Consider the following 18,935-nt stretch of genomic DNA (forward strand, 5'->3'; position numbering starts at 1 on the left):
TTTAAAGAATTCAAAAATTCACATGCTGCGCCATGGCAGCGGGAAGAAAGGCTTTCACCGTATGCGCTCCGGTCTCCGCGAGCGGACTCAATAGCGCATCCTTCCAGAATGCTTGTTGCGGTATCGACGTCATCCCGCACAGGATGACACCGGCCAGCACAATGACCAGGCCGCGGCCGAAGCCGAACACCATGCCCAGCGCGCGGTCGACGATGCTGAGGCCGCCGGCATCGAGCAAGGCGCCCAGCGCCATGGACAGCAGGCCCATCAAAATCCGCACACCGATAAACAGTGCGATAAAGGCAAGGATCAGGCGCAGCACCTCGCCCGGCACCACCGGCGGCAGCATCTGCGCCAGCGCGGCGGCGTAGGCGTTGGCGACCACGAAGGCCACCACCCAGCTTGCCAACGACAACACTTCCTTCACCAAGCCGCGCATCATGCTGATGATGACCGACGCGACCAATACAAACATCACCAGGTAATCAAAGATCGTCACGTCGGGCAGCCTGCTGGATCAAACGGTTTCGAGACGGCCGCTCAGGCCCATCGCGGTCAGCTTGGCCCGCACTTTCTCGGCTTCGTCCTTGTTGGTGAACGGCCCCACGCGCACGCGGGTGATGTCGCCGGACGGCGTCTTCTGCGTGAAGGAGCTGATGCCGGCTTTCTTGAGCTTGTCGCGCAGCTCGTCCACCTTGCCCTGGTCGCTCAGCGCGGCCACTTGCAGGACGAATTTCTGGCCCGTTTCGGCGGCGGCGGCAGGCTTGGCGGCGGCCTTGCCTTCCAGGATGGCCAGCGCGCGCGCGTCTTCCGAGGTGGCGGCCGGCTTGGCGCTGTCGGCCTGCTTGGCGGCCTTGGCTTCGGCCAGCTTGCGTTCGGTTTCCTTGGCGTCGGCCTTGGCCTTGGCTTCGGCTTTCACCTCGGCTTGCTTGCGTTCGATTTCAGCCTTGTAGTCGGCGTCCTGGCGGGATTTGGCTTCGTTATCGGCCTTGTTTTTGGCGATGGCTTCCGCCTTGGCCTCGGCCTTGAGCCTGGCTTCGGCCTTCAGCTCGGCTTCACGCTTGAGGGCGTCAGCCTTGGTGGTGTCGACCTTGACGGGCGCGACGGCCGGCGGCGTGGCCGGCGCGGCGGCGGCCAGCGCGGCTGCCGGCGCGGCGGCGGCCGGTTTGGCCGGTTTGACGTCCTCGACGATTTCTTCCCTGCTGTCCAGCGCGGCGCTCTGGGCTACCGGTGCGGCGGCAGGCGCGGCTTCGGCCGGCTTGTCCTTGGCGGGGATTTTGATTTCGATATCGGACGACAGCGGCTTGGGTTCGGAATCGAGCACCATCGGCAGGCCGATGGCGACGCCCAGCGCCAGCGCGATCGCGCCGACCAGGCGGCGGCGTGCGCGTTTCTTTTCCGGCAACACCGGGTCGTCCGCTTCGCGGTCTTTGCTGCGGCGGGATTTGGCGGAACCATCCGCCGACGAGGCGCGCTTGGAGCGTGCGCGCTCCGTCGCGTCCTGGTCATCTGCGCTGGTGTAATAGCCGCTGTCCTGACCAGCCGACTCTTGCTTGTTTTTACCGAGTTTCGAGAACAAGCCCATGCGTGATTTCAGTCCTGTGCGTTCAATGAAATGCGGATTTTCGCGCCGCCATGACGCCGGCGACCGTGAGGAAAGATCCAAAGACCACAATTCTATCATTCTCCCCGGCTCGGCTGATCGCATTTGCATACGCGGCAGCCGGATCGTCGAAGATATTGATGGTGCGCTCGGCTTTTTCTTCCTGCACGATCTGCACCTTGGCAGCCAGTTCCGAGGCGCTGGCGGAGCGCGGCGACGGCAGCGTGGCCAGGCACCAGTGGTCCACGTGCTCGGACATGGCGGCGATCACGCCGTCGATATCCTTGTCGTGCATGGAGCCGAACACGGCGTAGGTGTAGGGGTGGAAGCCCATGTTGCCGAGGTTCTGGTTCAGCGCCGAGGCCGCGTGCGGATTGTGCGCCACGTCCAGGATCACGGTCGGGCGGCCAGGCAGCACCTGGAAACGGCCCGGCAGTTCCACCGTCACCAGGCCGGTGCGCACTTCCTGCGCGCCCACCGGCAGCTCCAGCTTCAGCGCTTCCAGCGCGGCCAGCACGGCCGAGGCGTTGAGGATCTGATTGGCGCCGCGCAGGCTAGGATAAGCCAGCGAATTGCGGCGCTGCGAGCGGCCGCCGTAGTTCCACTGCTGCTTGTCGCCGGAATAATTGAAATCGCGGCCCATCAACCACAGGTCGGCGCCAATGGCATTGGCGTGGTCGATCAGCGACTGCGGCGGCACCGGGTCCGAGCAGATCGCGGTTTTACCGGCGCGGAAGATGCCGGCCTTCTCGAAGCCGATCGCCTCGCGGGTATCGCCCAGGTAGTCGGTATGGTCGATGTCGACGCTGGTGACGATGGCGACGTCGGCATCGACGATGTTGACCGCGTCCAGGCGGCCGCCCAGGCCCACTTCCAGGATCGCGACATCCATGCCGGCACCCGCGATCAGGTGCATGATGGCCAGCGTAGTGAATTCGAAATACGTCAGCGGGGTATCGCCGCGCACCGCCTCGACCGCGTTGAAGGCGGCCACCAGCACTTCGTCGCTGGCCAGCTCGCCGTTGATGCGGGCGCGCTCGTTAAAGTCCAGGAAGTGCGGCTTGATGTACAGGCCGACCTTGTAGCCGGCGCGCATCAGCACCGATTCCAGCATGGCGCAGGTCGAACCCTTGCCGTTGGTGCCGGCCACCATGATGACGGGGCAGCTGAAACTCAGCTGCAGACGCTCCTTGACCGCGAGTACGCGGTCCAGGCCCATGTTGATGACGGTTTCGGCATGGCGCGATTCAAGCAGCGCAAGCCAGGCGGGCAAAGTAGTTGGGAGGTTCGACATGATGATGGCTCAGAAATGAAAAACGGCGCGCAGGCCGGCATGATAGCCGATTGCGCGCCGTTGCGTGAGGGAGTCGCTTGGCGGTTGCTTCAAAATGAGCGCAGCAAGGCGCGGTGGCGAAGACAGTGCGTTAGCACGGCGAGACACCGCAACGCCGCTGCGGTCTTTTTGAAGCGACCGCTTTAGGCCAGCACTTCCACCGCTTGATTTTGCAGCAACGCCATCAGGCGGGCGATTTCTTCGCGCATCTTGCGGCGGTCGACGATCATGTCGACGGCGCCCTTGGTGACGAGGAACTCGGCGCGCTGGAAGCCTTCCGGCAGTTTCTCGCGCACGGTGTTTTCGATCACGCGCGGGCCGGCGAAGCCGATCAGCGCTTTCGGCTCGGCGATCACGACGTCGCCCATGAAGGCGAACGAGGCGGACACGCCGCCCATGGTAGGGTCAGTCAGCACGCTGATGAACGGCAGCTTCTTGTCGGACAGCTTGGTCAGCATGGCGGTGGTTTTCGCCATTTGCATCAGCGACAGCAGGCCCTCTTGCATGCGGGCGCCGCCGGTGGCGGTGATGCAGATGAACGGCACTTTCTGTTCCAGGGCCACTTGCGCGCCGCGCACGAAGCGCTCGCCGACCACGGAACCCATGGAGCCGCCCATGAATTCGAATTCGAAGCAAGCCACCACGCAAGGCAGGCTCATGATGGCGCCGCCCATGACGATCAGCGCATCGGTCTCGCCGGTGGCTTCCATGGCTTGTTTGAGGCGGTCGGGGTATTTCTTGCTGTCTTTGAACTTCAGCGTATCGACTGGCAGGGTGTCCATGCCGACTTCATAGCGGCCGCCGGCGTCGAGCAGGCTGTCGAGGCGTTCACGGGCGCGGATGCGCATGTGATGGTCGCATTTCGGGCAAACGTGCAGGTTCGATTCCAGATCGGTGCGGTACAGGACGGCTTCGCAGGACGGGCATTTGACCCACAGGCCCTCGGGCATGGTCTTGCGTGCGGCAGCGTCGGAACGCTGGATACGTGGGGGCAGCAGTTTTTCCAACCAACTCATAAATTCTCCTTGCAGCTAACTTGTGGCCGAAGTGTAGCCGTTTCTTGCCCCCCTGTCGAACTTTGCTGTACAACAATTTTTAAGGTTCGTCATGGAATTGATGGGTTTTTAGAGGGAATCACCTACTGACTCCTTTGCTTGTTCGGCATTCAAGACGGGCAAATCCAGCGGAATTCTGTAACCGGCACAGGCGATATTTCTCAAATACAACTCTATGATCCGATGCGCCGGCCAGCCAAATTCATCGCCGATTTTCTGAAAATAGTTGATGGTATCGTTAGGCAAACGCAGAGGCAGCTCACGCGTCAACAGCTCGATGAAAGGGTTCGGCACCGTAACGCACTTGGCAACATCGATCTCGTCCTCGCACATGGCTTCACTCCCAAAAATATAGTCGTACTTCCAATGCATTGGCTTTGCGAGCAGAAAAAATTCGGACGGCGTCATTGCCGCGAAAACAATAGCATACCGTCAACAATCTACCTCGATCACTAACACCGATATTGATAAACCTGTCCTCATCGTCCGAGTGTTCGATGTCAGCGAAAGACCTTGCGCGGCCATCCCGAAATACCGATTCTGCCTCATCGAAACTCACGCGATGCTTTTGCAAGTTAGCCTTGGCCTTGCGGGCATCCCATTCGAAGCGCACGACCGCTCCCCTTCAACATAGTCAGTTCTTAACTATGTATCAAGGTGAGCGGTCGAGATTTGCGGGAGGTCAGGCGTCGAGGGCGGTGCGGATGCTGGTGACGAAGGCTTGTACGGCGGCGACGGCGCCGTCTTTGCCGGCACTTTCGATTTCCTGGATGATGCGGCTGCCGATGACGACCGCGTCGGCCACCTCGGCCACGGCGCGCGCGGTGGCGCCGTCGCGGATGCCGAAGCCTACGCCGATCGGCAACTCCACATGCCGGCGGATCGCCGTCAAGCGCTCAGCCACTTCCACCGTGTCGATATTGCCGGCGCCCGTCACGCCCTTCAGCGAGACGTAGTAGCTGAAACCGCCACCCACCTTGGCCACCTGCGCGATGCGCGCTTCGGTCGAGGTCGGCGCCAGCAGGAAGATCAGGTCCAGCCCGGCGGCGCGCATGGCGGCCGCGAACTCTTCGCACTCTTCCGGCGGGTAATCGACCACGATGGCGCCATCCGCACCCACCGCCTTCGATTTGGCGATGAACGCCGCCGCGCCGATGCGCTCGATCGGATTGGCATAGCCCATCAGCACCACCGGCGTGGTCTGGTTGGTCTTGCGGAATTCCGCCACGTAGCCGAACACGTCGTGGATGCCGACGCCGTTGGCCAGCGCCCGCTCGCAGGCGCGCTGGATCACCGGGCCTTCGGCCATCGGATCGGAGAACGGCACGCCGAGCTCCAGGATGTCGGCGCCGCCGGCCACCATGGCGTGCATCAGCGGCACGGTCGACTCCGGCGACGGATCGCCGGCGGTGATGAAGGTGACGAGCGCGGTTTTGTTGTGCGCCTTCAGGGCGCTGAAAGTTGCTGCGATTTTGGACATGTCGTTTTCCTTAGTTGAAGTTCAAACCCATACGTTCTGCAACCGTATGCATGTCCTTGTCGCCCCGGCCCGACAGGTTGGCCAAAATGATTTTATCTTTCGGCATGGTCGCCGCCAGCTTGGCCGCGTACGCCAGCGCGTGCGACGATTCCAATGCCGGGATGATGCCTTCGATATGGCAGCAGTCGTGGAAGGCCTTCAGCGCTTCCTCGTCCGTGATCGATACGTACTCGGCGCGGCCGCTATCCTTCAGGTAAGCGTGCTCCGGCCCCACGCCCGGGTAGTCCAGACCGGCCGAGACCGAATGCGTCTCGATGATCTGGCCGTTCTGGTCCTGCAGCAGATAGGTGCGGTTGCCGTGCAACACGCCCGGATAGCCCTTGGTCAGCGAAGCGGCGTGCTTGTCGCCGTCCAGCCCCTCCCCCGCCGCCTCGACACCGATCAGGCGCACCTGTTTCTGGTCGATGTACGGATAGAAGATGCCCATCGCGTTGGAGCCGCCGCCGATGCAGGCGACCACGCAGTCGGGCTGGCGGCCGGTCATTTCCGGCATCTGCACCAGGCATTCCTCGCCGATCACCGACTGGAAGTCGCGCACCAGCATCGGGTAAGGATGCGGGCCAGCCACGGTGCCGATGATGTAGAAGGTGTTTTCGATATTCGTGACCCAGTCGCGCATCGCTTCGTTGAGCGCGTCCTTCAGGGTCTTGGAGCCGGACTCCACCGGCACCACGGTCGCGCCCAGCAGCTTCATGCGGTAGACGTTCTGCGCCTGGCGCTTGACGTCCTCGCTGCCCATGTAGACCACGCACTCCAGGCCGAAGCGGGCGCAGATGGTCGCCGTGGCGACGCCGTGCTGGCCCGCGCCGGTCTCGGCGATGATGCGCGGCTTGCCCATGCGCTTGGCCAGCAGGGCCTGGCCGATGACGTTGTTGATCTTGTGGGCGCCGGTGTGGTTCAGGTCTTCGCGCTTGAAGTAGATCTGCGCGCCGCCGGCCAGTTCGGACCAGCGCTTGGCGTGATAGATCGGCGACGGCCGGCCGACAAAGTGCTTGAGCTCGTAGCGGAACTCGTCGAGGAAATCGGGATCCTTGCTGTAGCGCTCATAGGCTTCGTTGAGCTCGGCAAGCGCGTAGGTCAGGGTTTCGGCGACGAAGGAGCCGCCGTAGGGGCCGAAATGGCCCTTGGCATCGGGCAGGTGGTAGTCTTTAGCGTGGAACAGCGGCTTTGGTGGGGTGTTCATCATGATGGGCTTCGCTTTCTTTCATGGCATCTCCGGCCCGCACCGCCGCGACAAAGTCGGCGATCTTGCGGGCATCCTTGATCCCCTTGGACGCTTCGACACCACTGCTGATGTCGACGGCGTAGGGGCGTACACGTACCACCGCGTCAGTCGCGTTGTGTACGCTCAAGCCACCACTTAAAACGACCCGAGGCGCGAGATCTTTTGGAATGAGAGACCAATCAAAACCCTTTCCTGCGCCACCATAGGCATCCACATAGGTATCCAGCAACAGGCTGGTGAACAAGGGACTGGCGGCGCGGCATAGCTGCTCGTATTCTAGCAAATCGGACGGCTGTGTGTCAGGTTTGACGCGGAACACCCGCATGAACTGTCGCCCGGCCGCCGCAGCGATGGCGGCCGACTGCGCCGCCGTCTCATCGCCGTGCAGCTGGATCAGCGAAATCGGCGCCACCTTGCAGGTGGCCGCCACCTCTTCCGGCGTGGCGTTGACGAACAAGCCGGTGCAGGTAATGAAGGGCGGCAAGGCGCGCATCAGTTCGGCGGCCTGCGCCGGCGTGACGTAGCGCGGGCTCTTCGGGTAGAACACGAAGCCGATCGCATCGGCGCCGGCAGCCACCACGGCTTGCACATCTTCCACGCGGGTCAGCCCGCAGATCTTGATACGGGTACGCATAGCATTCCTTAAAACCAGGGCAGCGCGCTGGTGGTTTCCAGCGGCAATTCCCATTTGGGGTCGTAGTCGATTTTCGCCAGGTAGAGGCCGTCCGGCATGAAGGTCGGCGCGGCGGCGTGGCGGTCCTTGGTTTCCAGCAGCTGGCCCAGCCATTCCGGCCGCTCGCGCCCGGTACCGATGTAGACCAGCGAGCCGACCAGGTTGCGCACCATGTGGTGCAGGAAGGCGTTGGCGGTGATGGTGAACACCACCAGTTCGCCATGGCGCTTGATCTGGATGTCATGCATCAGCTTGACCGGCGACTTGGCCTGGCACTGCGCGGCGCGGAAGGCGGTGAAGTCGTGCCAGCCCAGCAACGGCGGGATGGCTTGCCGCATCAGCTCCACGTCCAGCGGACGGAAGCAGAAACCGGCCCGCCCCTCCAGCAGCGGCGAGCGGGTCGGATTGTTGTACAGCACGTAGTGATAGGTGCGGGCGCGGGCGCTGAAGCGGGCGTGGAAGAAGTCGTTGACGCCCGGGTCGCCGTCGAGCTGCTTGGCCCAGCGCACGGCGATCGACGGCGGCAGGAAGGCGTTGACGCCGCGCACCCAGGAATGGGTGTCGCGCACCAGCTCGGTGTCGAAGTGCACCACCTGTTCCAGCGCGTGCACGCCGGTGTCGGTGCGGCCGGCGCAGGTGGTGGCCAATGGCACCCTGGCGAATTTCTCCAGCGCCTGTTCCAGCTTGTCCTGGACCGTGTGGCCGTCCGCCTGCTTCTGGTAGCCGTTCCACGCGGTTCCGTCGTACTGGACGCCGATTGCTATCCGTTTCAATTGCTGCCCGATGTAATGTCTGAGTCAGCCATTATATACGGAGCCGCCTTACCCCAATTGGGCGCGCATGGCGTTGGCCTTGGCGATCTGGTCGTCGCTGCCGCCGCGCAGCACTTCGTCCAGCAGTTCGCGCGCGCCTTCCTTGTCGCCGATCTCCTGGTAGGCGATCGCCAGGTCCAGCTTGGTGTCCATTTCCATGTGGTGGGCCGACAGGTTGTCGTCGCGCACATGGCCTGGCGCTGCGTCGGACGCGGCGGCCGTGCCGGCGCCGCCCAGTGCGGTGTCCAGGTCGAGGTCGATGCCGGACAGGTCGAACTCCTGCGCCGCAGGGGCGGGCGCCGGAGCCACCTCTTCCGCCTCGGGCAGCGCGAAGTCGTCGATATCCACTTCGCCGGCAGGCGCCGGTGCCGGCATGGCCGGCACTTCGGGTATGTCAAAGTTCATCAAGTCCAGGTCCAGCGGATCGCTGCTGGCGGACGGCAGGCTGGACGCGGCTGGCGCCGGGGTGGCCTCGACCGGCAGGTCCAGGCCGAAGTCCATGCCCAGGTCTTCCACAGGCGCGGGTGCCGGGGCTGGCTCGGCCGGGGCCGGGGCGTCGAAGGCCAGGTTGAAGGCGTCTTCCGGCAGCGCTTCCGGCTCGGCGGCCGGGGCTGGCGCAGGCGCGGCGGCGGTCGGCTCGAAGCTCAGGCCGCCCAGGACGAAGTCCATCAGGTTGTCGGATTCCGCCGCCACCGAGGCCGGCGACACGGAGGCGTCGGCGGCTTGCGGCAAGGCGGTGTCCATGTCGCTGCCGAAGTCCATGGAGTTGTCGGCGGCGGCAGGCGGGGCGTCGAAGCCCAGGTCCAGGTCCAGGCCGCCAGCGGCAGGTACCGGGGCCGGTGCAGGAGCGTCGAAATCGCTGGCGAAGTCGGATGCGCTGAAGGCGGCGGCGCCAGCGGCTACACCGGCGGCGGCAGCGGCCGGCGCGGCGGCGAACATGGTGGAACCGTCGCCGTCGGCGGATGCGGCGGCGCCTTCGGAATACAGCGGATTGTGCGGATCCAGCGTCAGGCCCATGGCGGCGGCCTGCGCCCACTCGTCGCCCTGGCCGCGCGTCAGCGCATACAGCTCGGAAGCCTGGGTTTCAAACGAGCGCGGGTCTTTGCGGGTGACGTAGATTTCCAGCAGCTTCAGGCGGACGGCGTGGCGTTCCGGATGGCTGCGCAGCGCTTCCTTCAGGATTTCCTCCGCCTGGGCGTCGCGGCCGTAGGCGATGTAGACGTCCGCCTCCGCCACCGGATCGACCTCGTTGGTATCGAGCTGGCTGGCCGATGGCGCGAAGTTGGAATTGAAGACGCTGTTGTTGGTGTCGACGCTCTGGCCGCCGGCCTCGGCGATCAGCACCTGAGACGGCATCGCGGTATCGCCGAGGATGCTGGTTTCCTCCTTCGGCACTTCAAATTTCTTGCGGCGGCGCGAAGCGATGAACGCGCCTGCGGCGGCCAGCAAACCGGCGCCTGCCAGGCCCACGTACTGCAGGTTGTCCATCAGCGTTTCGAACAGGCTAGGCTCCAGCTTTTTCGGCGGGATCACCAGCGTGCGCTTGGGCTTGGGCGGTACCGACGCTTCGGCCGAGACCGAAGTCGAGGCCGGCATCGAAGCCGCCGCCGAGGCGGAAGCCGACGGCTTGACGTTTTCCGCGCCGGCCTTGTTCTTGACCGACATCAGGTTTTCCAGATCGCGGACGTTCTTTTCCAGTTCCTTGGTGCGCGCGGCGGCCTCGTCCATTTCCTTCTGGCGGGCGATCTTGTCTTCCACGGCCAGGCCGGTCTTGCCTTCGACCGGCGCGCTGGAGGTGGCTTTCGACAGCGTCAGCTTGTCCTTGGCGGTGTTGACGGCGCTGGGCTTTTCTTCCACCTTGGCGGTGATCTTGCCCGAGACGTTCTGGGTCGCATCCGGCTCCTTGGCCGGCGTGCTGTTGGCGACCTGCCCCGCCAGCTTGGCGCGATAGGCGTTGAAGTCGGCCGCATGCGCCACCACCACGCCGCGCGCCTCGCCTTCCGGCGCGCTGTTGCGGATCGTGTCGGCATCCGGCACGGCCAGGATCTGGCCCGACTTCAGGCGGTTCATATTATTGCCGGAGAAGGCTTCCGGATTGGCGCGGTACAGCGCCACCAGCATCATGTCCAGCGACACGTCGACCGGCTTGACCTGGTTGGCGATGCGGGTCAGGTTGTCGCCGGCTTTGACGGTGTATTCGTTGACGGCGGCCTTGGCGGCCGGCTGGCGCGCCGGTGCCGGCGTGCCCTGTGCTGCCGGTGCGACCGACGCGGCGGCCGGAGCGGACGCGGCAGGCGCAGTTGCCGCAGCAGCGGGCGTGGTGCTGCGGTTCAAGTCCACCGGCGGCGCCACTTGCGGCGCTTGCGTCGCGCGCATGTCGGCCGGGTCCAGCAGGAAGGTGTATTCACGGACCATGCGGCCGCCGGTCCAGTTCAGCTCCAGCAGCATGTCGACGAAGGGTTCGTTGACCGGCTGGGTGGACGTTACGCGTATCACCTGGCGGCCATTGCGCTGCTCGACTTCGAAGCGCAGCGACAGCAGGGTTGGATTGAAATCGATGTTGGCGGTGCGGAAAGCTTCGGCCGGCGCCAGCTTGGCGACCAGCGCGCCCGCTTCATCGGCGGACACGGCCGTCAATTCGATCTCCGCCCGCAGCGGCTGCCCCAGCGACGACAGGACGGTCAGCTTGCCGAGCCCGGCTGCGTTGGCCGAAGCCACCAAGACCGCACTGGCGACAGCCCCGGTGAGCGTCTTCAACGCGAAGGAAACAATGCTGGAGCGAGTTGGTACGTGCATAGTGGGCGGCATCTGGTTGTCAGAGGGAAAATGTTACTTTCCCAGATATATCAACATATCATCATGCTCCAGAGCATGCAAGCTTTGCACGATGTTTCTCTAGTGATACATGAGGATGTGTAACGTCTATGCCTACTTTAAACCAAAAAAAGGGATTTCCCCTATGAGAGCTCATAGAGAAAACCCCTTCTGCTTTAACAATTGCGCCCTTGCCAAGCGAATTGTTACGCTGCTTACTTGTCCAGCACGATGCGCAGCATGCGGCGCAGCGGTTCGGCCGCGCCCCACAGCAGCTGGTCGCCGACGGTGAAGGCCGACAGGTAGTCGTCGCCCATGCTCATCTTGCGCAGGCGGCCGACCGGTATCGTCAGGCTGCCGGTGGCGGCGGCCGGCGACAGGTCCTTGACCGACGCTTCACGCGTGTTCGGCACCACTTTGACCCACCGGTTGTTGGCGGCGATGATGTCGTGGATCTCGTCGATCGGCACGTCTTTCTTCAGCTTGATGGTCAGCGCCTGCGAGTGGCTGCGCATGGCGCCGATGCGCACGCACAGCCCGTCCACAGGAATCGCCTTCGAGCCGAAGTCCGCGCCCAGGCCCAGGATCTTGTTGGTTTCGGCGCCGCCCTTCCACTCTTCCTTCGACTGGCCGTTGCCCAGGTCCTTGTCGATCCACGGGATCAGGTTGCCGGCCAGCGGGGCGCCGAACTGCTTGGTCTCTTCGGCGCTCAGGCCGTGCTGGGTGGCCAGCACCTGGCGGTCGATTTCCAGGATGGCCGCGGCCGGATTGTCCAGCAGCGACTTCACCGATGCGTTGATGGTGCCGAACTGGGTCAGCAGCTCGCGCATGTGCTGGGCGCCGCCGCCCGATGCCGCCTGGTAGGTCATGGAAGTCATCCACTCGACCAGGTTGTGCTGGAACAGGCCGCCCAGGCCCATCAGCATGCACGACACGGTGCAGTTGCCGCCGATGTAGTTCTTCACGCCCTTGCCCAGCGCGTCCTTGATGACGTGCAGGTTGACCGGGTCCAGCACGATGACGGCGTCCTTCTCCATGCGCAGCGTGGAGGCGGCGTCGATCCAGTAGCCGTTCCAGCCGGCGGCGCGCAGCTTGGGGAACACTTCGGTGGTGTAGTCGCCGCCCTGGCACGAGATGATGATCTCGCACTTTTTCAGTTCGTCGATGTCGGTGGCGCTTTTCAGTTTGGTTTCGTTCTTCGCCATCGCCGGTGCGTCGCCGCCCGGATTCGAGGTGGTGAAAAATACCGGTTCGATGTGGGCGAAATCGCCCTCTTCCTGCATGCGCTGCATCAGGACCGAACCGACCATGCCGCGCCAACCTACCAAGCCTACGAGTTTCATTTTCATTCCCTATAACGATTTATACTATTTACACTGTTTACGACAGCGCCTTGACCACGGCATCGCCCATCTGTTCCGTGCCCACCTTGGTGGTCCCGGCTTCGTAGATGTCGGCGGTGCGCAGGCCTTGCGACAGCACGTGCTTGACGGCGTTCTCGATGCGGTCGGCCTGCTCGGCCTTGTTCAGCGAGTAGCGCAGCATCATCGCGGCCGACAAAATCGTCGCCAGCGGATTGGCGATGCCCTGGCCGGCGATGTCGGGCGCGGAGCCGTGCGACGGCTCGTACAAGCCCTTGTTGTTGGCGTCCAGCGAGGCCGACGGCAGCATGCCGATCGAACCGGTCAGCATCGCCGCCTGGTCGGACAGGATGTCGCCGAACATATTGCCGGTGACGATGACGTCGAACTTCTTCGGCGCGCGCACCAGCTGCATCGCGGCGTTGTCGACGTACATATGCTCCAGCGCCACGTCCGGGTATTCCTTGTGGACGTCGGTGACGATGTCCTTCCAGAACTGGAAAGTCTCCAGCACGTTGGCCTTGTCCACGCTGGTCAGGCGCTTGCCGCGCTTCTGCGCCGCCTGGAACGCCACATGGGCGATGCGGCGGATTTCCCCTTCGGCATAGCGCATGGTGTCGTAGCCTTCGCGCTGGCCCTTGAAGGCGCCGTCCGGGCACTCGCGCACGCCGCGCGGCTGGCCGAAGTAGATGTCGCCGGTCAGTTCGCGGATGATCAGGATGTCCAGGCCGGACACCACTTCAGGCTTCAGGGTCGAGGCGTTGGCCAGGTCCGGATACAGGATGGCCGGACGCAGGTTGGCGAACAGGCCCAGCTGCTTGCGCAGGCCCAGGATCGCCTGCTCCGGACGCAGCGCGCGTTCCAGCGTGTCGTACTGGTAGTCGCCGACGGCGCCGAACAGCACCGCGTCGGCGGCCTTGGCCAGCGCCAGCGTGGCTTCCGGCAGAGGGTGGCCGTGGGCCGCGTAGCCGGCGCCGCCGACCGGCGCGCTTTCCAGCTCAAATTTTTCGCCCAGCACGTTCAGGACTTTAACGGCTTGCGCGACGATTTCCGGGCCGATGCCGTCGCCCGGGAGGATAGCGATTTTCATAGTTCTTCTTCGATTAGATGACGTTGGCCAACCAAGGTTGGGTTGCCAGATGGCGCTCTTCGAAACCGCGGATAGCGTCGGCGTGGCGCAGCGTCAGGCCGATATCGTCGAGCCCGTTCATCAGGCAGTATTTGCGGAAGGCGTCGATCTCGAAGGGATAGGAGACGCTGCCATTGCTGGTGGAGATGCGCTGCTGTTCAAGGTCGACCACCAGGCGATAACCGGGGAAGGCCTTGACTTCATTGAACAGGTGATCGACCTGCGCTTCAGGCAATACGATGGGCAACAAGCCGCTCTTGTAGCAGTTGTTGAAGAAAATGTCGGCGAACGAGGGCGCGACGATGGCGCGGAAGCCGTACTGGTCCAGCGCCCACGGCGCGTGCTCGCGCGAGGAGCCGCAGCCGAAGTTCTTGCGCGCCAGCAGGATCGATGCGCCCTGGTAGCGCGCCTCGTTGAGCACGAAGTCGGGATTGAGCGGACGGCGGCTGTTGTCCTGGCCCGGTTCGCCGTGGTCCAGGTAGCGCCACTCGTCGAACAGGTTCGGACCGAAGCCGGTGCGGTGGATGGACTTCAGGAATTGCTTCGGAATGATGGCGTCGGTGTCGACATTGGCGCGGTCGAGCGGGGCCACCAGTCCTTCGTAGATCGTAAATTTGTCCATGATTCTCGTTCGGGTTGTGCGACGGCGGACCGTCGCGGCCCGCCGTGCTGCGGTTTATTTTTTGGTCGAAGCGCCTTCCAGCGACTCACCGACTTTTTTGACGTCCTTGCCGAAACCGTTGACGGTGTTGCAGCCGGTCAGGATCAGCGCGATGATGGACAGGGCGAATAGTTTTTTCATGATGAGGATTTCTCGTTATGGTGTGATCGTATCAACGCAGGCTGCGCACGTCGACGAAATGGCCGGCGATACCGGCTGCCGCCGCCATCGCGGGAGACACCAGATGGGTGCGCCCGCCCTGGCCTTGGCGTCCTTCAAAATTGCGGTTCGAGGTGGAGGCGCAGCGCTCGCCCGGTTCCAGGCGGTCGGCGTTCATCGCCAGGCACATCGAGCAGCCCGGCTCGCGCCATTCGAAGCCGGCGTCGCGGAACACGCGGTCCAGTCCTTCCTGCTCGGCTTGCGCCTTGACCAGGCCCGAGCCCGGCACCACCAGCGCCAGCTTGACGTTGGAGGCGCGGTGCTTGCCGCGCACCACGTCGGCGGCGGCGCGCAAATCCTCGATGCGCGAGTTGGTGCAGGAACCGATGAAGACCTTGTCGATGCGGATGTCCTCGATCGCGGTGTTCGGCTTCAGGTTCATGTAGACCAGCGCCTTCTCGATGGCGTCGCGCTTGACGCTGTCCTTCTCGTGGTCCGGATCCGGCACGCGGCCGTCGATAGCCGTCACCATTTCCGGCGAGGTGCCCCAGGTCACTTGCGGCTTGATTTCGGCGGCGTTGAGCGTGACGACCAGGTCGAATCTGGCGCCGGCGTCGCTGTGCAGCGTGCGCCAGTAATCGACCGCGCGGTCCCAGTGCGGCCCCACCGGCGAGAACGGACGGCCCTTGACGTAGTCGATGGTGGTGTCGTCGACGCCGATGATGCCGGCGCGCGCGCCCGCTTCGATCGCCATGTTGCAGACCGTCATCCGGCCTTCCATCGACAGGGCGCGGATGGTCGAACCGCCGAACTCGATACAGTAGCCGGTGCCGCCGGCGGTGCCGATCTTGCCGATGATGGCCAGCACCACGTCCTTGGCGGTGACGCCGGCCGGCAGCGCGCCGTCGACCTGCACCAGCATGGCTTTGGATTTTTTCTGCAGCAGCGTCTGGGTGGCCAGCACGTGTTCCACTTCGGAGGTGCCGATGCCGTGCGCCAGCGCGCCGAAGGCGCCGTGGGTGGACGTGTGCGAATCGCCGCACACCACCGTCATGCCCGGCAAGGTCGCGCCCTGCTCCGGCCCGATCACGTGGACGATGCCCTGGCGCTTGTCGTTCATGTTGAAATACGTCAGGCCGTAGGACTTGGCGTTGTTGTCCAGCGTTTCCACCTGCAGGCGCGAGACCGGATCGGCGATGCCGTCGGCACGCGAGGTGGTCGGCACGTTGTGGTCGGCCACGGCCAGGTTGGCCGAGATGCGCCACGGCTGGCGGCCGGCGGCGCGCAGGCCGTCGAACGCCTGCGGGCTGGTGACTTCGTGTACCAGGTGGCGGTCGATGTACAAGATCGTGGTGCCGTCTTCCTCGGCCTTGACCACGTGGGATTCCCAGAGTTTGTCGTAAAGCGTCTTCATCATGATTTATGAGTGCCCAATCAAGGGAACTACTGCTGCCTGTGTGAGTGATCCACTTCGATTATGCCATATTGTGCAATGCGGTAGCGGCCGCCGCTGGCCGGCCTCGTGAGCCGATGCAGTTCCGCCTACCGATACACTTTTTATGACTCCTTTTGCAAAATTCGGTATTGAAAATAAAACCAGCAATAAAAAAAAGCCTGCGTGAACGCAGGCTTTTGGTCTATCTGGCCCAGTCCCCGGACTAGGCCGCCATGCGTACACTACCTCGACATCCGTCCATTAGGAACGATAGGCCCACCACTAGCACCAGTTCGCCTTCGGCCGAACGCGCGGTGCCGGTAATGCCCTCGACGGTAATCGCGGTCATCGGTTTAATCACGAGGTCGGCGGTGCCGTCGACCGCTTCCACCGCCAGGATGTACGGCTGTGGTGCAGCGACAACAATACCGACCTTCTCGCGGCAGCTCTCGTAGCCCAGCGAATCGGCCAGCGAGCGTACCGGCAGCGGACGGCCCTGGTCTTTCAGCACCGGCGCGCCGCCCACTTCCATGAACACTTCCGGCAGTTCGACCACGCGCTGCACCACGGCCATCGGCAGCGCCAGCGCGGCGCCCGAGGTCGAGACCAGCATGGTCGGCACGATGGACAGCTCGATCGGCAGGCGGATGGCGAACTTGGTGCCCTTGCCCAGCGCCGATTCGATGTGGATGGCGCCGCGGTTCTTCTCCACGGCGGTCTTCACCACGTCCATGCCGACGCCGCGGCCGGACACGCTGGACGCGACTTCCTTGGTCGAGAAGCCCGGCAGGAATACCAGCTGGAAGCATTCGTCGTTGGTCAGCTGCACCGATTCCGAGATCAAGCCTTTTTGCTGGGCCTTGGTGCGCAGCACCACCGGATCCATGCCCTTGCCGTCGTCCTGAAGCACAATCATAACGCTATTTGCTTCCTGCCATGCTTTGAGCGAAATATAGGACTTGGCCGGCTTGCCTGCGGCCAGGCGGTCTTCCGGCGATTCGACGCCGTGGTCCAGCGAGTTGCGCAGCATGTGCACCAGCGGATCGTACAGGCTGTCCACCACCACGCGGTCGACCTCGGTCTCCGCGCCTTCGATGGTCAGTTCGACGTCCTTGCCCAGGTCTTTCGCCAGCTCGCGCACCAGGCGCGGGAACTTCTGGAACAGGCGGCCGACCGGCTGCATGCGGGTCGCCAGCGTGGCGCGCTGCAGCTCGGTGGAGTAGCGCGAGGCGCGTTCCAGCGTTTCCGCCAGCGTCGCCATCAGGGTCTGGGCCTGGCCTTCGAACTTGAATTGCAGCAGGCGCTCCAGCAGCACGGCGGCCTGGTTGGCGGCCTGCACTGATTCGCCGGCCACTTCCAGCAGCGCGTCCAGCTTGACGGCGTCGACGCGGATCGATTCTTCCTTGGCCGGTGCGGCGTGCGGACGTTCTTCGCGTTTTTCGGCGGCTTCGCGCTTGGCCGGCGAGGATGCCGGGGCGGCCGCTTGCACGGCGGCCACGACGGCGGCCAGCTCGGCGGCCGGGATCGGCGCGGACGGCGCCGCCGCCGGGGCCGCGGCGGAGGCCGCAGGCTTGGTGTAGCTACCGGCCGGCATCACGGCTTCGTACATGCCTTCCCAGTCAGGCCGTCGGCCGACGGCCTGGACTGGGAAGGCATGTACGAAGCCGTGATGCCGGCCGGTAGCTACACCAAGCCTGCGGCCTCCGCCGCGGCCCCGGCGGCGGCGCCGTCCGCGCCGATCCCGGCCGCCGAGCTGGCCGCCGTCGTGGCCGCCGTGCAAGCGGCCGCCCCGGCATCCTCGCCGGCCAAGCGCGAAGCCGCCGAAAAACGCGAAGAACGTCCGCACGCCGCACCGGCCAAGGAAGAATCGATCCGCGTCGACGCCGTCAAGCTGGACGCGCTGCTGGAAGTGGCCGGCGAATCAGTGCAGGCCGCCAACCAGGCCGCCGTGCTGCTGGAGCGCCTGCTGCAATTCAAGTTCGAAGGCCAGGCCCAGACCCTGATGGCGACGCTGGCGGAAACGCTGGAACGCGCCTCGCGCTACTCCACCGAGCTGCAGCGCGCCACGCTGGCGACCCGCATGCAGCCGGTCGGCCGCCTGTTCCAGAAGTTCCCGCGCCTGGTGCGCGAGCTGGCGAAAGACCTGGGCAAGGACGTCGAACTGACCATCGAAGGCGCGGAGACCGAGGTCGACCGCGTGGTGGTGGACAGCCTGTACGATCCGCTGGTGCACATGCTGCGCAACTCGCTGGACCACGGCGTCGAATCGCCGGAAGACCGCCTGGCCGCAGGCAAGCCGGCCAAGTCCTATATTTCGCTCAAAGCATGGCAGGAAGCAAATAGCGTTATGATTGTGCTTCAGGACGACGGCAAGGGCATGGATCCGGTGGTGCTGCGCACCAAGGCCCAGCAAAAAGGCTTGATCTCGGAATCGGTGCAGCTGACCAACGACGAATGCTTCCAGCTGGTATTCCTGCCGGGCTTCTCGACCAAGGAAGTCGCGTCCAGCGTGTCCGGCCGCGGCGTCGGCATGGACGTGGTGAAGACCGCCGTGGAGAAGAACCGCGGCGCCATCCACATCGAATCGGCGCTGGGCAAGGGCACCAAGTTCGCCATCCGCCTGCCGATCGAGCTGTCCATCGTGCCGACCATGCTGGTCTCGACCTCGGGCGCCGCGCTGGCGCTGCCGATGGCCGTGGTGCAGCGCGTGGTCGAACTGCCGGAAGTGTTCATGGAAGTGGGCGGCGCGCCGGTGCTGAAAGACCAGGGCCGTCCGCTGCCGGTACGCTCGCTGGCCGATTCGCTGGGCTACGAGAGCTGCCGCGAGAAGGTCGGTATTGTTGTCGCTGCACCACAGCCGTACATCCTGGCGGTGGAAGCGGTCGACGGCACCGCCGACCTCGTGATTAAACCGATGACCGCGATTACCGTCGAGGGCATTACCGGCACCGCGCGTTCGGCCGAAGGCGAACTGGTGCTAGTGGTGGGCCTATCGTTCCTAATGGACGGATGTCGAGGTAGTGTACGCATGGCGGCCTAGTCCGGGGACTGGGCCAGATAGACCAAAAGCCTGCGTTCACGCAGGCTTTTTTTTATTGCTGGTTTTATTTTCAATACCGAATTTTGCAAAAGGAG

Annotated in this window: 17 protein-coding genes and 1 pseudogene; 1 reads left to right on the forward strand and 17 read right to left on the reverse strand. The window is 64.1% G+C overall.

The window, feature by feature from the left end; genetic code table 11:
- Positions 1 to 10: 10 nt before the first annotated feature.
- From DUGA2_RS28075 to DUGA2_RS28150, 17 genes are all read right to left on the reverse strand, one after another.
- Positions 11 to 499, reverse strand: a complete 489-nt coding sequence (locus DUGA2_RS28075) for a CvpA family protein (protein ID WP_070272683.1) — start codon at positions 497 to 499, stop codon at positions 11 to 13.
- A gap of 18 nt (positions 500 to 517) precedes the next feature.
- The gene (locus tag DUGA2_RS28080; RefSeq protein WP_070272684.1) at positions 518 to 1,585 is read right to left on the reverse strand and encodes an SPOR domain-containing protein; all 1,068 of its coding nucleotides are present in this window, start codon (positions 1,583 to 1,585) and stop codon (positions 518 to 520) included.
- A gap of 22 nt (positions 1,586 to 1,607) precedes the next feature.
- Positions 1,608 to 2,897, reverse strand: a complete 1,290-nt coding sequence (gene folC, locus DUGA2_RS28085) for a bifunctional tetrahydrofolate synthase/dihydrofolate synthase (protein ID WP_070272685.1) — start codon at positions 2,895 to 2,897, stop codon at positions 1,608 to 1,610.
- A gap of 182 nt (positions 2,898 to 3,079) precedes the next feature.
- The gene (gene accD, locus DUGA2_RS28090) at positions 3,080 to 3,952 is read right to left on the reverse strand and encodes an acetyl-CoA carboxylase, carboxyltransferase subunit beta (RefSeq protein WP_070272686.1); all 873 of its coding nucleotides are present in this window, start codon (positions 3,950 to 3,952) and stop codon (positions 3,080 to 3,082) included.
- A gap of 108 nt (positions 3,953 to 4,060) precedes the next feature.
- On the reverse strand, positions 4,061 to 4,399 hold the full coding sequence (locus tag DUGA2_RS28095) for a hypothetical protein (protein WP_070357804.1): 339 nt from the start codon (positions 4,397 to 4,399) through the stop codon (positions 4,061 to 4,063).
- Positions 4,329 to 4,604 carry a BrnT family toxin gene (locus DUGA2_RS32965; RefSeq protein ID WP_071658989.1) on the reverse strand — a complete coding sequence of 92 codons (276 nt, stop codon included), beginning with the start codon at positions 4,602 to 4,604 and terminating at the stop codon, positions 4,329 to 4,331. The genes DUGA2_RS28095 and DUGA2_RS32965 overlap by 71 nt, the downstream gene beginning before the upstream one ends.
- Positions 4,605 to 4,673: 69 nt before the next feature.
- On the reverse strand, positions 4,674 to 5,471 hold the full coding sequence (gene trpA / locus DUGA2_RS28100; protein WP_070272688.1) for a tryptophan synthase subunit alpha: 798 nt from the start codon (positions 5,469 to 5,471) through the stop codon (positions 4,674 to 4,676).
- Positions 5,472 to 5,481: 10 nt separating this feature from the next.
- Positions 5,482 to 6,717 (reverse strand): tryptophan synthase subunit beta, encoded by a 1,236-nt coding sequence (gene trpB, locus DUGA2_RS28105; protein ID WP_070272689.1) that lies wholly within the window; start codon positions 6,715 to 6,717, stop codon positions 5,482 to 5,484.
- On the reverse strand, positions 6,680 to 7,390 hold the full coding sequence (locus DUGA2_RS28110; protein ID WP_070272690.1) for a phosphoribosylanthranilate isomerase: 711 nt from the start codon (positions 7,388 to 7,390) through the stop codon (positions 6,680 to 6,682). Before DUGA2_RS28110 ends, trpB begins: the two co-directional genes overlap by 38 nt.
- A gap of 8 nt (positions 7,391 to 7,398) precedes the next feature.
- Entirely contained in the window at positions 7,399 to 8,202 is an 804-nt protein-coding gene (gene truA, locus DUGA2_RS28115) for a tRNA pseudouridine(38-40) synthase TruA (RefSeq protein ID WP_070272691.1), read from the reverse strand.
- 48 nt (positions 8,203 to 8,250) lie between these two features.
- Positions 8,251 to 11,037, reverse strand: coding sequence for a FimV/HubP family polar landmark protein (locus DUGA2_RS28120; protein WP_083296513.1), 2,787 nt, complete (start codon positions 11,035 to 11,037; stop codon positions 8,251 to 8,253).
- 233 nt (positions 11,038 to 11,270) lie between these two features.
- Complete coding sequence (gene asd, locus DUGA2_RS28125) at positions 11,271 to 12,398, reverse strand: aspartate-semialdehyde dehydrogenase (protein ID WP_071658990.1); 1,128 nt, start codon at positions 12,396 to 12,398, stop codon at positions 11,271 to 11,273.
- A 37-nt stretch (positions 12,399 to 12,435) separates the two neighbouring features.
- Positions 12,436 to 13,506 carry a 3-isopropylmalate dehydrogenase gene (gene leuB, locus DUGA2_RS28130; RefSeq protein ID WP_070272693.1) on the reverse strand — a complete coding sequence of 357 codons (1,071 nt, stop codon included), beginning with the start codon at positions 13,504 to 13,506 and terminating at the stop codon, positions 12,436 to 12,438.
- A gap of 13 nt (positions 13,507 to 13,519) precedes the next feature.
- Positions 13,520 to 14,167 (reverse strand): 3-isopropylmalate dehydratase small subunit, encoded by a 648-nt coding sequence (gene leuD / locus DUGA2_RS28135; RefSeq protein ID WP_008450979.1) that lies wholly within the window; start codon positions 14,165 to 14,167, stop codon positions 13,520 to 13,522.
- A gap of 54 nt (positions 14,168 to 14,221) precedes the next feature.
- Entirely contained in the window at positions 14,222 to 14,347 is a 126-nt protein-coding gene (locus DUGA2_RS28140; protein WP_008450980.1) for an entericidin A/B family lipoprotein, read from the reverse strand.
- Between the two features lie 31 nt (positions 14,348 to 14,378).
- On the reverse strand, positions 14,379 to 15,782 hold the full coding sequence (gene leuC / locus DUGA2_RS28145) for a 3-isopropylmalate dehydratase large subunit (RefSeq protein ID WP_070272694.1): 1,404 nt from the start codon (positions 15,780 to 15,782) through the stop codon (positions 14,379 to 14,381).
- 241 nt (positions 15,783 to 16,023) lie between these two features.
- The gene (locus tag DUGA2_RS28150; protein WP_229214790.1) at positions 16,024 to 17,409 is read right to left on the reverse strand and encodes a chemotaxis protein CheA; all 1,386 of its coding nucleotides are present in this window, start codon (positions 17,407 to 17,409) and stop codon (positions 16,024 to 16,026) included.
- An 18-nt stretch (positions 17,410 to 17,427) separates the two neighbouring features.
- Here DUGA2_RS28150 and DUGA2_RS28155 point away from each other — a divergent pair.
- A pseudogene (locus tag DUGA2_RS28155) lies at positions 17,428 to 18,840 on the forward strand (chemotaxis protein CheA); the annotation flags it as partial.
- Positions 18,841 to 18,935 lie beyond the last annotated feature (95 nt).

The sequence above is a fragment of the Duganella sp. HH101 genome, from assembly GCF_001758795.1.
In the GTDB taxonomy this organism is placed as follows: Bacteria; Pseudomonadota; Gammaproteobacteria; order Burkholderiales; family Burkholderiaceae_D; genus Rugamonas; species Rugamonas rivuli.